This window comes from Pseudomonas sp. BW7P1 (assembly GCF_024981055.1).
Lineage (GTDB): Bacteria > Pseudomonadota > Gammaproteobacteria > Pseudomonadales > Pseudomonadaceae > Aquipseudomonas > Aquipseudomonas bananamidigenes.
Map to the genome: position 1 here is coordinate 5,173,160 of NZ_CP103374.1, position 13,715 is coordinate 5,186,874.

Below are 13,715 nucleotides of genomic sequence, written 5' to 3' on the forward strand. Positions count from 1 at the left end.
TCATACAGCGTTCGAACCTTACGGCGCGTACGTCAGCAGCAGCTCGGTCGGCACCTTGAAGTCCAGGGACATCATGACGCTCAACGCGGTGATGGTGAAGATCGAGAACACGAACAGCTTGCGTGCCCAGACCGTATCATCCACCGCCTTGTAGCCGGTCCAGGCCATGTACAGCCAGTACATGCCCATGGCCGCGGCGACGGCGAGGTAGCTCATGCCGGCGTAGCCGCTGAAGGTCAGCATCAAGGTCGCCACGAGGAACGCCAGGATGTAGAACAGGATGTGCTTCTTGGCCACCTGGATTCCGCGCTTCACTGGCAGCACCGGAATCGATGCGGCCAGGTAATCGTTGAAGCGGAAGATCGCGATGGCGTAGGAATGCGGCATCTGCCACAGGCTGAACATCACCAGCAGGGTCAGCGCGGCCATGTCGAAGCTGTTGGTCACGGCCACGTAACCGATCACCGGTGGCATGGCGCCCGACAGACTGCCCACCAGCGTGCCGTGAACCGACTTGCGCTTGAGGTACAGGCTGTAGAAGCCGACGTAGATGATGAAGCCGATCACGGCGAACAGGGCAGCCAACGGGTTGGCCACCTTGTACAGCAACGCAACGCCGGCAACACCCAGGACGGTCGCATAGACCAGGGCCAGCTTCAGGGAGATCAGGCCCTGGACCAGCACCCGGTTTTTGGTGCGTTCCATCTTCAGGTCGATGTCGCGGTCGATGCAGTTGTTGAACACGCAACCGGAGGCCACGACCAGGGACGTGCCGATCATGGCGGCCAGGAACACCGCCAGATCCACATGCCCTTTCGAGGCCAGGAAGAACCCGCCTGCCACAGAAAGCACGTTACCGAAAATGATCCCCGGTTTGGTGATTTGGATAAAGTGCTTGAGCGACATCGGGTCTACCTCACTTCGCCATCATGAACGTGTGGATGCTGAACATGATCCACAGCGACAGGCCGACCAGCAGCAGGATCACGATGGCCGTAAAGACGAACGCGATCACGTTGTTACGCTGAGCCACGGAGCGGTCCAGGTGCAGGAAGTAATACAGGTGAACGATCACCTGGATCACCGCGAACAGCAGGACGATTGCCAGCGTGGTGGACTTCGGCAGGGTCGGGAACATCACCAGGCCGAACGGGATGACGGTCAGGATCACCGACAGGATGAAGCCGATGGCGTACGACTTTACGCTGCCGTGGCCAGCATCATGGCTGTCATGGGAGTGTGCATTAGCCATTACAGGGTCCCCATCAGGTAAACAACGGTGAATACGCAGATCCACACCACGTCCAGGAAGTGCCAGAACAGGCTCAGGCAGCTCAGACGGGTCTTGTTGGTCGCCGTCAGGCCGTGCTTGTTGACCTGGTACATCATGATGCCCATCCAGATCAGACCTGCGGATACGTGCAGACCGTGGGTACCGACCAGGGTGAAGAACGCCGACAGGAAGCCCGAACGGCTAGGACCGAAGCCCTCGGAGATCAACAGATGGAACTCGTTGATCTCCATGGCGATGAAGCCTGCGCCGAGCAGGAAGGTCAGGAACAGCCAGCCCAGAACCTGCTGCTTTTTACCTTTGTACAACGCCAGCATGGCGAAGCCGTAGGTGATCGAGCTGAACAACAGCAGAGCGGTTTCGCCCAGCACGTATGGCAGTTCGAAGATGTCGTGGCCCGACGGGCCACCGGCAACGTTGTTTACCAGTACCGCGTACACCGCGAAGATCGATGCAAACAGAATGCAGTCGGTCATCAGGTAGAGCCAGAAACCGTATACGGTCATCTCGCCCGAGTCGTGGTGATGGTCGTCATGCCCATGGTCATGGCCATGGGCGTGTCCAGCATTGGTCACTAAGTTCGACATTGTTTAAGCCTGTTCCAACTTGGTTTCAACACGGGTCGCGGAAGCAGGGATCTTCCCGGCCGCTACCAGACGCTTGTGCTGCTCGGCTTCGATGCGTTCGATCACGTCGACCGGCACCATGTAGCCTTGATCGTCACGTGCAGCGTGGATCACGAAGTAGATGACAGTGCCGGCCAGGCTGGCGATCGCCAACCACCAGATGTGCCAGATCATCGCGAAACCGAACACGGTCAGCAGTGCGCCCATCACCACGCCAGTGGCGGTGTTGTTCGGCATGTGGATCGGCTCGTACTTGGCCGGAGTCTGGTACGCGGTACCGTTTTCCTTGGCTTCGGTGAACGGGTCGATGCAGTCTGCTTTTGGCAGCACGGCGAAGTTGTAGAACGGAGGTGGCGACGAGGTCGACCATTCCAGGGTGTGGCCGTTCCACGGGTCACCGTGTTCGCACATGTTTTCCGGCTTGTTGCGGTCACGCACCGAAACGTACAGCTGGATCAGCTGGCAGGCGATGCCCACGGCGATCAGGATCGCACCGAACATGGCAACGTACAGGTACGGTACCCACTCAGGGTTGGTGGTGGCGTTCAGACGACGGGTCATGCCCATGAAGCCCAGAGCGTAGAGCGGCATGAACGCGACGAAGAAGCCCGAGATCCAGAACCAGAACGCTGCTTTACCCCAGCCTTCGTGCAGCTTGAAGCCGAACGCTTTCGGGAAGTAGAAGCCGAAACCTGCGATGTAGCCGAATACCGCGCCGCCGATGATCACGTTGTGGAAGTGCGCGATCACGAACAGGCTGTTGTGCAGAACGAAGTCGGCACCCGGAATGGCCAGCAGTACGCCGGTCATGCCGCCGATGGCGAAGGTCACCATGAAGCCCAGGGTCCACAGAACCTGGCTGGTGAAGCGCAGACGGCCCTGGTAGATGGTGAACAGCCAGTTGAACAGTTTCACACCCGTCGGGATGGAGATCAGCATCGTCGCCAGACCGAAGAAGGCGTTGACGCTGGCACCCGAACCCATGGTGAAGAAGTGGTGCAGCCACACCATGAAGCCCAGTACCGAGATCGCGCCCGAAGCGTAGATCATCGAGTGGTGGCCGAACAGTTTCTTGCCGGTGAAGGCCGAGACCACTTCCGAGAAGATACCGAAGGCCGGCAGGATCAGGATGTAAACCTCAGGGTGGCCCCATGCCCAGAACAGGTTGACGTACATCATTGGATTGCCACCAAGTTCATTGGTGAAAATGTGGAAATCCATGTAACGGTCAAGGGTCAGCAGTGCCAGGGTCGCGGTCAGGATCGGGAACGAAGCCACGATCAGAACGTTTGCCCAGGTGCAGGTCCAGGTGAAGATCGGCATGTCCATCAGTTTCATGCCTGGGGTACGCATTTTCAGCACGGTAGCGAGGAAGTTGACCCCCGTTAACGTTGTCCCGAGACCGGATAGCTGTAGCGCCCAGATGTAGTAGTCCACACCCACCCCAGGGCTGTATTGCAGACCCGACAGCGGTGGATAGGCAACCCAGCCGGTCTTGGCGAATTCGCCGACGCCCAGGGAAACGTTGATCAGCACGACGCCGGACACCAGCAGCCAGAAGCTCAGGGAGTTCAGGAACGGGAACGCAACGTCGCGGGCACCGATCTGCAGCGGCACTGCAAGGTTCATCAGGCCGGTGAAGAATGGCATCGCCATGAAGATGATCATGATCACACCGTGAGCGGTGAAGATCTGGTCATAGTGTTCAGGTGGCAGGTAGCCAGGCGAACCCTCGGTGGCCATGGCCAGCTGGGTACGCATCATGATGGCGTCGGCAAAGCCACGCAGCAGCATGACCATGGCAACGATGATGTACATCACACCGATTTTCTTGTGGTCGACCGACGTCAGCCACTCGGTCCACAAGTAAGTCCACTTCTTGAAGTAGGTGATTGCAGCGAACAACGCCAGACCACCGAGCGCGATCATCGAGATGGTGACCATCACGATCGGCTCGTGGAAAGGGATCGCTTCCCAACTTAATTTACCAAACATCGTTTACTCCTCTGCCCCGGCAGCTGAATGCGAATTCGAGTCCATATCCGTTGCCGCCACTTCTTTCTCTTTCTTCTCGTGCTTCAGCGGCTTGCCCGGTTTCATGCCTTCGTACTTGTCGACGATGGTCTGGAACAGGTTCGGCGCGACCGAGGAGTAGAGCTCGACTGGATTGTTCTGGCTTGGCTTGGCAAGGGCTGCGTATTCAGCTTGTTCAAGCTGTTTAGGTGCCTTTTTGACTTCACTTACCCAGGCGTCGAAATCTTCCTGAGAAGTTGCGATCGCTTTGAATTTCATACCGGTGAAACCAGCGCCGCTGTAGTTGGCGGAGATACCGTCCATTTCAGCGTTGCGGTCAGCGATCAGATGCAGCTTGGTGGTCATGCCCGCCATCGCGTAGATCTGGCCGCCCAGACCCGGGATGAAGAACGAGTTCATCACCGCGTCCGAAGTGATCCGGAAGTTGACTGGCGTGTGCGCCGGGAACACGATCTTGTTGACCGTGGCGATGCCTTGTTCCGGGTAGATGAACAGCCACTTCCAGTCCAGCGCGACCACTTCGATGGTCACTGGCTTGACATCGGATTCGATCGGACGATACGGATCCAGCGAGTGGGTCGACTTGTAGGTGATGTAACCCAGGGCAATGATGATCAGGACCGGGATGGTCCAGACGGCCACTTCGATCTTGGTCGAGTGCGACCATTTCGGGGTGTAGACGGCGTTCTTGTTGGAGGCGCGGTACTTCCAGGCGAACAGGAAGGTCATGACGATGACCGGCACAACGACCAACAGCATCAGCAGCGTGGCGGTGATGATCAGGTTGCGCTGTTCCAGGCCGACCTGGCCCGTTGGATTGAGCAAGGTCATGTTGCAGCCTCCCAGCAACAACGTGCCGAGCAGCGGCACTAGGCCTAGTAATCTGGGGTACCTGTTTTTACTCATCTCACGACCTCTAAAGCAGCTTGCGCAATGCAGTTGGGTTTTGATCGCCAACACTTCACCCTGCCAAGGGTTGGCATTTTCTTTGGATTGAATAAGGGCCGCCCGTCGCGCGTCAGACGCTCGACAAATCCTGGGACAGCGGTCAGTTCTTATTCGAATTCGTGGTCAAAGGCCTTGTTACAGACCAATTCCATTTGGTGCGGAAAGTTGGAAGGCACCGACACCTGGGTGTCTCGCAGGCCTTTCGGCCCCTCGACACCCGACTTCCTGCTCAGTTCCTTATAAAGGTTGAACAGTGCCGGGAATTCAGTGCGGGCGATTGTAGTTAGGTAGCGCCCTGGACACCATGTCTTATCCCGAAATAATTTTTATCGCTCCGAGCAACAATCCATCACCGTTTTTGCAAAAGTTCCGCATGTTATCGAAATCGATTCTCAACAAAAACACCAAAAAATGTAGGTGTACCTGGCTCGGATCAGACAGTTCCGAAGACTTTTTCTGACACCGTGGAGCGCTTAAACCCCGATAACCCAAGGGCTTTGGCCAATTGCCAGCAGTTGTTAAAACTGCCTGTTTCGGCACAAGCGTGCGAAAACCGAAAAACCCTGAAACAGACCAATCCTTTTTTGTAACAACGCTCCAATCCAGGCCCGCGAAAGGCACTGCGACGCAGCGTATGTGACAACATGTCGCACATCTGCCGCACCCTCCCTTGCCCTTCGTCACGGTGTTTTCACCAAGACTCTGAAATGCGAAACGCCCCGATTTCCATCACGGCAAATCGGGGCGTTCCTGATATCGGCGCATCGTCCGAAAAGTTGATTCAGCGCATTGCCTTTCGGTTACGCGAGGTCAGCAGAGGTACCAGGATCACCACCAGCACGAAGGCCACCAGGGCCCATTGCGCCAGCGACAGGCCGAGGATCGGCGGGTACGGCGTCGAGCAGAAACCGTCGACCTGGAAGCCCAGCGGGAAGATCTTCGCCAGTGGCAGATCATCGACGATCGGTTGCAGCACATCGATGCCGCAACTCACCGCCGGGTAGAACTGGGTGTACACGTGATGCCCGGCAACGCCGGCTCCGGCAATCGCACAAATCACCACCAGCACCTCGAACACGGTGATGCTGCGACGAGTGCGCATGGCCGCACCGATGAACGCGAACAGTGCGATCAGCAGCAAGGCATAACGCTGCAGGATGCACAGCGGGCACGGTGCTTCGCCCAGCACGACCTGCATGTACAGCGCGCCCCCGATCAGCGCCAGGCAGATGACGCCCAGCAACACCAGATAGCGCCGCTCACGTCCCAATCGAATCGTTTCCTCGCTCATCGCGTTTCCCTTTCTAGTCCATGGTTCAGCCGGCCGGCGCCTGCGCTTGCAGTTGCGCCATCAGGCTGATGTTGTCTTCGATATGCCAATTGGCCGCGATGCGACCGTTGTCGATCTGATAGATATCGGTTGCCCGGAAGTCTACACGCTGGCCCTGCCCTTTGAGAGCCTTGAACATACCGGTGAAATGCCCGCGAAAGTGCAGATGCACGACCACGCGATCACCGGCGACGATCATTTGCTCGATCTCGCAGCTCAGGTCCGGCACCGCCGTGCGAAAGAACTTCGACGCCAGCAATGGTCCCGTCGGCCCTTGCACCCGGCCTTCCGGCGGGGTCTTGTCGACAAACTGCGGCGACAGGGCCGCGGTGGCCAACGCTTCCTCGCCACTGTTCCAGAAACTGCCGTAACGTCGCGCCGCCAGTTCCATTGCATCACGCTGGGCCTTGGGCAGGCTCTGATCAACGATCAGGCTCTGCGGCTGGATCAACGCGGACTCGGCAAAGGCAAACGGACTGGACAGCAAGGCAACCGACAGGCCCACAGCGGCCAGGCTGATACGACGGGAGGAAGCGAAGTGCGACATGGGGGCGATCCTGATCATGTAAACGAACGAGCGCCTATCATCAGCATCAGGGAATAAACGATAAACCGGTTAAGAAACGATTAACCTTTAAACAGAATTTAAGAATCAGGGGCCGTGTAACGACCAATCGCTGGCAAGCCAGCTCCCACAGTTTCAGCGCCGGTCACAAATTCTGTGCACGCCATAAACTCTGTGGGAGCGGGCTTGCCCGCGATGAGGGCAACCCGGTTTCAGATCATTCCAAAGCCGCCGCCGGCCCGAAGAACTCATACCGGCTCTGCTTCTCCGGTACACCCAGCGCCTTCAAATGACGCTTGATCGCGCCCATGAAGCCTTTCGGCCCGAGGAAGTAGGCGTCCACATCTCGCTGTTCCGGCAGCCACTCGCCCAACTGTTCCTGGCTCAACAGCCCGACCTTGTCGGCCGCCGGGCTCACGCCGTCATCTTCGGCGTAGCAATAGAAGCGCTTGAGCTGCGGATGACGCTCGGCCAGACCGTCGATCCAGTCACGGAACGCATGCACGCTGCCATTGCGCGCGCAGTGAATGAAATGCACCGGACGCTCGGTTTCCAGTGCCGCTTCCAGCATCGCCAGGGTCGGGGTGATGCCCACGCCACCGCTGATCAGCACCAGCGGTTTGTCGCTCGCCGTCAGCGTGAATTCACCTGATGGCGGGAACAGCTGAATGCGAGCGCCGACGTGCAATTGATCGTGCAGGTAATTGGAGGCGCGACCACCCGGTTCACGTTTCACACTGATGCGGTACTGGCCTTTATTGGCCAAGGCGGACAGCGAGTAGTTACGGCGGATTTCTTCGCCATCGAGCACCAGCTTCATGCCGATGTACTGCCCCGGCTCGGCAGCGAGAATCGGACCTTTGTCCGCCGGCTCGAAGTAGAACGAAATGATTTCCGCACTTTCCTCGACCCTGGCCGCGACGATGAACTCCCGAGCACCGCGCCAGCCGCCGACGGCCTGTTCTTTCCGGTCGTAGATGGCGGCTTCGGCACCGATCAGAATCTCGGCCAACTGGCCGTAGGCCGCACCCCAGGCGCTCATCACGTCAGGCGTGGCAATCTCATCGCCCAGCACCTCGGAAATGGCACGCAGCAGGCACGTACCGACGATCGGGTAATGTTCCGGCAGAATCTGCAGCGCCACATGCTTGTTGATGATTTTCGCCACCAGATCGCCCAACTGGTCGAGCTGGTCGATATGGCGGGCGTACATCAACACACCGTTGGCCAGGGCGCGAGGCTGGTCGCCACTGGCCTGGTGCGCCTGGTTGAACAGCGGGCGGACTTCCGGGAATTCGGAGAGCATCATGCGGTAGAAGTGGGTGATCAGCGCTTCACCGCCGCTTTCCAGCAGCGGCACTGTGGATTTGACGATGGCACGATCCTGAACGCTAAGCATAAGGGTGACTCCTGAGCTTTCTTTAAAAGTGCCTTGACCATTTCAGTTATCGTGCCAATTAAATTTTCCATATAAATCAATAGTTTGAAATTTATGTAGTCAGATTGACACAAGTGCCTCTATAGTCGCTTCGACTACAACGTGTCCCTTTGACTACAAGCCCATGTCCGCCAAATCTTTGCTGACCGCTCTGCTCCCGCTGGTTTCCGACCTTTCCCGCGAATTGCCCGAAGGCGAGCGCTACCGGCGCCTGCTTGAAGCCATGCGCGCCCTGCTGCCGTGCGATGCCGCAGCCCTGCTGCGCCTCGACGGTGAATGGCTGGTGCCGCTGGCGGTAGACGGTTTGAGCACCGACACTCTCGGCCGGCGCTTCAAGGTCAGCGAACATCCGCGCTTTGAAGTGCTGCTGGCCGGCGAAGGGCCGACCCGCTTCGCCGCCGACAGCGAATTGCCCGACCCCTATGACGGACTGGTCGACGGCCTGGACGATCACCTCGAAGTCCACGATTGCCTCGGCTGCCCGCTGTTCGTCGATGAAAAGCTCTGGGGCCTGATCACCCTCGACGCCCTCGACCCCGAGCGCTTCGAGCCCATTGAACTCGACGCCCTGCAAGCCTTCGCCAGCCTGGCTTCGGCCACGGTCAACGCCGCCGAACGCATCGAACGCCTGGCGATCCGCGCCGAAGACGAACACCAGCGTGCCGAGGTCTATCGCCAGGCCAGCGGCCAGCAGAACCGCGAAATGATCGGCCAGAGCAAGGCCCACAAGCGGCTGGTGGAAGAAATCAATCTGGTGGGCGGCAGCGACCTGACTGTGTTGATCACCGGGGAAACCGGTGTCGGCAAGGAGCTGGTTGCCCAAGCGATCCACGCCGCCTCCCCGCGCGCCGACAAACCGATCATCAGCCTCAACTGCGCGGCCCTGCCGGATACCCTGGTGGAAAGCGAACTGTTCGGCCATGTGCGCGGCGCCTTCACCGGCGCCACCAGCGACCGGCGCGGCAAGTTCGAACTGGCCAATGGCGGTACGCTGTTTCTTGACGAGGTCGGCGAGTTGTCGCTGACCGTGCAGGCCAAGCTGTTGCGCGTGTTGCAAAGCGGCCAGTTACAACGCCTGGGGTCGGACAAGGAACATCAGGTCGACGTGCGCCTGATCGCCGCAACCAACCGCGACCTCGCCGAAGAGGTGCGCAGCGGTCGCTACCGCGCCGACTTCTACCATCGCCTGAGCGTGTACCCGTTGCGGGTGCCGGCCCTGCGTGAACGGGGTCGCGATGTGTTGCTGCTCAGCGGCTTTTTCCTCGAACAGAACCGCTCGCGCATGGGCCTCAACAGCCTGCGCCTGAACAGTGACGCCCAAGAAGCACTGCTGGCCTACACCTGGCCTGGCAACGTGCGGGAACTGGAACACCTGATCGGGCGCAGCGCACTGAAAGCGCTGGGCAACTGCAAGGTACGACCGAAGATTCTCAGCCTGGGTGCGATGGATCTCGATCTGCCACGGGATGTTGTGGATAACTCGCCGGAAACCGCCAGTGCAGTCGCTTCACTGCCTTTGATTTCCGGGGATCTGCGCAGCGCCACCGAGCACTATCAGCGGCAGTTGATCAGTGCCGCACTCGAGCGCAATCAGGACAACTGGGCCAGCGCCGCGCGCGAACTGGGGTTGGATCGTGCGAATCTGGGGCGGCTGGCCAAGCGGCTTGGCCTGAAAAGCTGAAAGATCCGGCATCGGAACGCCATCCGACAACTAACCTAAAGCCCACCCTTTTGACGCCGATAACCCGGCATCACTCGTTTCTGGCGATTTTCACCCTCGCCCATCACCTTTTTTCGCAGAAGGTTTTTATGTCTTCCAACAAAGCCCGCGCAGATTCACTTTCGCTTCTGCTGTTTACCTTGCGCAGCGGCAAGCTGATGGCGATCAACCTGCTGAAAGTCAGTGAAATCATCCCCTGCCCGCCGCTGACCAAGCTGCCGGAGTCGCACCCCCACGTCAAAGGGATCGCCACCCTGCGCGGCAACTCCCTGTCGGTGATCGACCTGAGCCGGGCCATCGGCGAACGACCGCTGGAAGACCCGAACGGCGGCTGCCTGATCGTCACCGATGTCAGCCGCTCGAAGCAGGGTCTGCACGTGCAGGCAGTGAGCAAGATCGTGCATTGCCTGACCACCGACATCAAACCTCCGCCGTTCGGCTCTGGCGGTTCCCGCGCCTACATCACCGGCGTGACCTCGGTGGACGGCACGCTGGTGCAAGTGCTGGACATCGAGAAAGTCATCCACGGCATCGCGCCGGCGCAAATCGACATGGCCCCGACCGAGCTGAGCATGGAAGACGCCGAAGTGCTGGGCAACGCGCGGATTCTGGTGGTCGACGACAGCCAGGTGGCCCTGCAGCAATCGGTGCACACCTTGCGCAACCTCGGCCTGGAATGCCACACCGCTCGCAGCGCCAAGGAGGCCATCGACTGCCTGCTGGACCTGCAAGGCACGGCGCAGCAGATCAACCTGATTGTCTCCGACATCGAAATGTCCGAAATGGATGGCTATGCCTTCACCCGGACCCTGCGCGAGACCCCGGACTTCGCTCACCTTTATGTGCTGTTGCACACCTCGCTGGACAGCGCGATGAACAGCGAAAAAGCCCGCCTCGCCGGGGCCAACGGCGTGCTGACCAAGTTCTCCTCGCCGGAGTTGACCCACTGCCTGATCGAAGCGGCCAAACACGTCGCCGCTCAGGGCTACTGAGTCTTGAGCGAGACGTTCTGCTTTCTGATGCGGCGCGACCTGAGCCAGCACGTGCCGGCCATCGAGTGGCCGCAAGGCATCGAACTCACCACGTACAGCCGCGAACAGGCGGCCGCCGTGCATGAACTCATGCAAGTCGGTTACCGCCAAGGTGGCGGTCGGGTACCGGCGCTGGACGTCTGGCGACAGCAGTTTGAAAACGATCCGGAGTACGATCCGGCACTGTGCTTCATCGCCAGCAATGGCGAAGGCGTCATCGGTGTGGCGCAATGCTGGACCAGTTCATATATCAAGAACCTGGTGGTGCATCCTCGGGTGCAGGGTCGCGGACTGGGTAAAGCGTTATTGCTTCACGCTTTCAAGGTGTTTCAGGATCGACGCGAAGGCTTTGTCGATCTGAAGGTATTGGAGGACAACCTGCGGGCCCGGCATTTGTATGAAAAGTCTGGAATGTATGTGGTCCGCCGGGAATTGGTGCCGGACTGACAAACTAAAATCCTGCGACATACTCAAACTCTGGCGATCAACCTCCAGGGAAGCCCCGACCATGAAACGCCTCGCCCTCTCCGTGCTGTGCCTCATCGCTCCATTCGCCCACGCTTCCAGCCCCGACGCCTGGGCCGCCTACGACAAAGCCGTGCTCGCCAGTTGCACCAAGGCCAGCGGCCTGAAAGACGCCAAACCGGTTGGCACTGCGGCGCAATTCGATGACCGCGTGGGCTACACCGCGCTGTTGCTGCAAGGCCAGTACCCGCAAAAACACATGAAGGGCCAGCAAGGCACCGAACTGTGCCTGTACAACAAGAAGTCGAAAACCGCGTACGTCACCGAATGGGACTCGATCCGTCAGGCCGCCAGACCCTGAACGAATGGCGCACAACTTGCTTCACTCCGGGCCTGTACGGCGGCTTAATGTCGCCGATTCATACCCTGATTGAAGATTGCCCGTTCAATGAATACGACCTTTTCCTGCGTAGGCTGCGGTAAATGCTGCACCGATCACCACGTGCCCCTGACCCTGGCCGAAACCCGCATGTGGGCGGCCGACGGCGGTCAGGTGATCGTGCTGGTGGAGGCGTTTCTCGGTAACGGCCTGGGCTTGCCGGCGCAACAGCGTGAGCATGCACAGCGGCGTTCGGCGGTCGTGCGCAGCGGCACGTCCGACGCCCATGTGGCGATCACCTTCGCCGCCTACAACGTCGGTCCCTGCCGGAATCTTGACGAAGATAAGCGGTGCCGCATCTACGAACGCCGGCCGCTGGTGTGTCGTATTTATCCCGCCGAAATCAATCCGCACATTGCGCTGAACCCTGCCGCCAAGGATTGCCCGCCGGAATCGTGGGAACAGGGGCCGGAGCTGATCGTCGGTGGCGAACTGGAGGATCAGGAACTGGTGACGCTGATCCAGCGTTCGCGCCAGGCGGATCGCGACGACATCCGGATCAAGGATGCGATCTGCGGACAACTGGGGATCCGCACCACGGCACTGAAGGGCGACGGGTTTACCGCGTATCTGCCGGACATGGGCGTGTTTGCCTCGGTGATCGATCAGGTTACGGCGCAACCACTGGCTGCCGGAGACAGCGAATGGCTGTTCCATGTCTCCGGCGATGACATCGCCGGGCAAGTAAGGGCGGCCGGGGCACAAGTGGTGTCCGAACCGCCGCAGACTTACGCGTTCATTTCCCTGCGCGCGGCCTAGGATCCCTGCCGCCGCCCCCAGAACTCCTGCGCCAGCGAGCGCAGATCCCCCGCCAGCCCGGCCACGTCCTGTGAGTTGAGCTGGCTCTGGCGCCCCTCATCCACCGTCAGCTCACACGCCGTGCGAATGCTGACGATGTTGCGGTTGATGTCCTCGCTCACCGCGCTCTGCTCCTCGACCGCTGCGGCAATCTGCAGGCTCATCTCGGTGATCTGTTCGACACGCCCATTGATCCCGTCCAGTGCCCGGGCCGCACGCTGCGCCTGTTCGACGCTGTTATCCACATGCTCGCTGCTCTGCTGCATCACCAGCACCGCATCCCGCGCGCCATTCTGCAGGGTGCTGATCATTCGTTGAATTTCGTTGGTCGACTGCTGAGTGCGCTGGGCCAGCCCCCGCACTTCATCGGCCACCACCGCAAACCCACGCCCGGCATCCCCGGCCCGGGCCGCTTCAATTGCGGCGTTGAGTGCCAGCAGGTTGGTCTGCTCGGCAATGCTGCGAATCACCTCCAGCACCCCGGAAATCTCGCTGCTGTGGCCTTCCAGTTGATGAATCACCTCGGTCGCCCGGCCCAACTCCTCAGCCAGTCTCAACACCGCACTGCGACTCTCGCCCACCAGCAAATGACCTTCTCGGGTTTCCGTCCCCGCCATATCCGCCGCCACCGACGCCTGCTGCGCATGGCTGGCGACCTCGGCCACACTGGCCGCCATCTGATGAATCGCCGCCGCCACCTGATCGGTTTCCGCCTGCTGCGCCAGGGTGCTGGTGTGACTGCTGTGCAGATGATCGACCAGTTGCGCCGCATGCCCGGCCAGCCGTTGCGACGCATCGCCGATCCGCCCGACCACCGCGCCGACCTGGGCTTCGAGCATCTGCAAGGCGAACTCGATCTGCCCGAACTGATCCCGCCGCCCGGTGTAAATGCCCTGGCTCAACGGATTGTCGGCAATCAGTTTCGCGCGTTCGGTCAGTCGCTCCAGCGGACGCAGCAACCAACCGACACCCAGCGCGCACGCTCCACTGCCAGCGACCCACGCGGTGACTTCGATACCCATGGACTCCG

14 protein-coding genes are annotated in these 13,715 nt (G+C 59.9%); 5 read left to right on the forward strand and 9 right to left on the reverse strand.

Translation table 11 applies throughout. The features are described 5' to 3' along the window. Positions 1-18 precede the first annotated feature (18 nt). The 8 genes from cyoE to hmpA form a co-directional block, all read right to left on the reverse strand. Complete coding sequence (gene cyoE, locus NWV16_RS23240) at positions 19-906, reverse strand: heme o synthase (protein WP_039765651.1); 888 nt, start codon at positions 904-906, stop codon at positions 19-21. A 10-nt stretch (positions 907-916) separates the two neighbouring features. Next, positions 917-1,252, reverse strand: coding sequence for a cytochrome o ubiquinol oxidase subunit IV (gene cyoD, locus NWV16_RS23245; protein ID WP_065261339.1), 336 nt, complete (start codon positions 1,250-1,252; stop codon positions 917-919). Further along, positions 1,252-1,878, reverse strand: a complete 627-nt coding sequence (locus tag NWV16_RS23250) for a cytochrome o ubiquinol oxidase subunit III (RefSeq protein WP_065261340.1) — start codon at positions 1,876-1,878, stop codon at positions 1,252-1,254. Before NWV16_RS23250 ends, cyoD begins: the two co-directional genes overlap by 1 nt. A gap of 3 nt (positions 1,879-1,881) precedes the next feature. Beyond that, entirely contained in the window at positions 1,882-3,912 is a 2,031-nt protein-coding gene (gene cyoB / locus NWV16_RS23255) for a cytochrome o ubiquinol oxidase subunit I (protein WP_065261341.1), read from the reverse strand. Between the two features lie 3 nt (positions 3,913-3,915). Beyond that, entirely contained in the window at positions 3,916-4,857 is a 942-nt protein-coding gene (gene cyoA / locus NWV16_RS23260; protein ID WP_260520921.1) for a ubiquinol oxidase subunit II, read from the reverse strand. 823 nt (positions 4,858-5,680) lie between these two features. Further along, on the reverse strand, positions 5,681-6,190 hold the full coding sequence (locus NWV16_RS23265) for a disulfide bond formation protein B (protein WP_260520922.1): 510 nt from the start codon (positions 6,188-6,190) through the stop codon (positions 5,681-5,683). Between the two features lie 25 nt (positions 6,191-6,215). Continuing rightward, positions 6,216-6,776: an ester cyclase gene (locus NWV16_RS23270; RefSeq protein ID WP_260520923.1), complete on the reverse strand. Its 561-nt coding sequence runs from the start codon at positions 6,774-6,776 to the stop codon at positions 6,216-6,218. 235 nt (positions 6,777-7,011) lie between these two features. Next, positions 7,012-8,193 (reverse strand): NO-inducible flavohemoprotein, encoded by a 1,182-nt coding sequence (gene hmpA, locus NWV16_RS23275; RefSeq protein ID WP_260520924.1) that lies wholly within the window; start codon positions 8,191-8,193, stop codon positions 7,012-7,014. Positions 8,194-8,356: 163 nt separating this feature from the next. Here hmpA and norR point away from each other — a divergent pair, with 163 nt between their 5' ends. The 5 genes from norR to NWV16_RS23300 all read left to right on the forward strand — a co-directional run bounded on the left by norR (position 8,357) and on the right by NWV16_RS23300 (position 12,646). Continuing rightward, positions 8,357-9,913 carry a nitric oxide reductase transcriptional regulator NorR gene (gene norR, locus NWV16_RS23280; RefSeq protein ID WP_260520925.1) on the forward strand — a complete coding sequence of 519 codons (1,557 nt, stop codon included), beginning with the start codon at positions 8,357-8,359 and terminating at the stop codon, positions 9,911-9,913. A gap of 128 nt (positions 9,914-10,041) precedes the next feature. Then, positions 10,042-10,944 (forward strand): chemotaxis protein CheV, encoded by a 903-nt coding sequence (locus NWV16_RS23285; RefSeq protein ID WP_065261347.1) that lies wholly within the window; start codon positions 10,042-10,044, stop codon positions 10,942-10,944. 27 nt (positions 10,945-10,971) lie between these two features. Further along, complete coding sequence (locus NWV16_RS23290; protein WP_260523577.1) at positions 10,972-11,430, forward strand: GNAT family N-acetyltransferase; 459 nt, start codon at positions 10,972-10,974, stop codon at positions 11,428-11,430. A 61-nt stretch (positions 11,431-11,491) separates the two neighbouring features. Then, complete coding sequence (locus NWV16_RS23295) at positions 11,492-11,809, forward strand: hypothetical protein (protein ID WP_260520926.1); 318 nt, start codon at positions 11,492-11,494, stop codon at positions 11,807-11,809. Between the two features lie 87 nt (positions 11,810-11,896). After that, positions 11,897-12,646, forward strand: coding sequence for a YkgJ family cysteine cluster protein (locus NWV16_RS23300; RefSeq protein WP_260520927.1), 750 nt, complete (start codon positions 11,897-11,899; stop codon positions 12,644-12,646). On the opposite strand, the gene NWV16_RS23305 is transcribed toward NWV16_RS23300, so the two are convergent. Continuing rightward, positions 12,643-13,707 (reverse strand): methyl-accepting chemotaxis protein, encoded by a 1,065-nt coding sequence (locus tag NWV16_RS23305; protein ID WP_409519396.1) that lies wholly within the window; start codon positions 13,705-13,707, stop codon positions 12,643-12,645. The genes NWV16_RS23300 and NWV16_RS23305 overlap by 4 nt on opposite strands. Positions 13,708-13,715: the final 8 nt, after the last annotated feature.

Bases quoted from the DNA above. Each gene is read 5' to 3' on its own strand.
- NWV16_RS23300 (WP_260520927.1), top strand. From the start codon at position 11,897: ATGAATACGACCTTTTCCTGCGTAGGCTGCGGTAAATGCTGCACCGAT.
- cyoB (WP_065261341.1), bottom strand. From the start codon at position 3,912: ATGTTTGGTAAATTAAGTTGGGAAGCGATCCCTTTCCACGAGCCGATC.
- NWV16_RS23295 (WP_260520926.1), top strand. From the start codon at position 11,492: ATGAAACGCCTCGCCCTCTCCGTGCTGTGCCTCATCGCTCCATTCGCC.
- norR (WP_260520925.1), top strand. From the start codon at position 8,357: ATGTCCGCCAAATCTTTGCTGACCGCTCTGCTCCCGCTGGTTTCCGAC.
- cyoD (WP_065261339.1), bottom strand. From the start codon at position 1,252: ATGGCTAATGCACACTCCCATGACAGCCATGATGCTGGCCACGGCAGC.
- NWV16_RS23290 (WP_260523577.1), top strand. From the start codon at position 10,972: ATGCGGCGCGACCTGAGCCAGCACGTGCCGGCCATCGAGTGGCCGCAA.
- NWV16_RS23250 (WP_065261340.1), bottom strand. From the start codon at position 1,878: ATGTCGAACTTAGTGACCAATGCTGGACACGCCCATGGCCATGACCAT.
- cyoA (WP_260520921.1), bottom strand. From the start codon at position 4,857: ATGAGTAAAAACAGGTACCCCAGATTACTAGGCCTAGTGCCGCTGCTC.
- NWV16_RS23270 (WP_260520923.1), bottom strand. From the start codon at position 6,776: ATGTCGCACTTCGCTTCCTCCCGTCGTATCAGCCTGGCCGCTGTGGGC.
- NWV16_RS23285 (WP_065261347.1), top strand. From the start codon at position 10,042: ATGTCTTCCAACAAAGCCCGCGCAGATTCACTTTCGCTTCTGCTGTTT.
- cyoE (WP_039765651.1), bottom strand. From the start codon at position 906: ATGTCGCTCAAGCACTTTATCCAAATCACCAAACCGGGGATCATTTTC.
- hmpA (WP_260520924.1), bottom strand. From the start codon at position 8,193: ATGCTTAGCGTTCAGGATCGTGCCATCGTCAAATCCACAGTGCCGCTG.
- NWV16_RS23305 (WP_409519396.1), bottom strand. From the start codon at position 13,707: ATGGGTATCGAAGTCACCGCGTGGGTCGCTGGCAGTGGAGCGTGCGCG.
- NWV16_RS23265 (WP_260520922.1), bottom strand. From the start codon at position 6,190: ATGAGCGAGGAAACGATTCGATTGGGACGTGAGCGGCGCTATCTGGTG.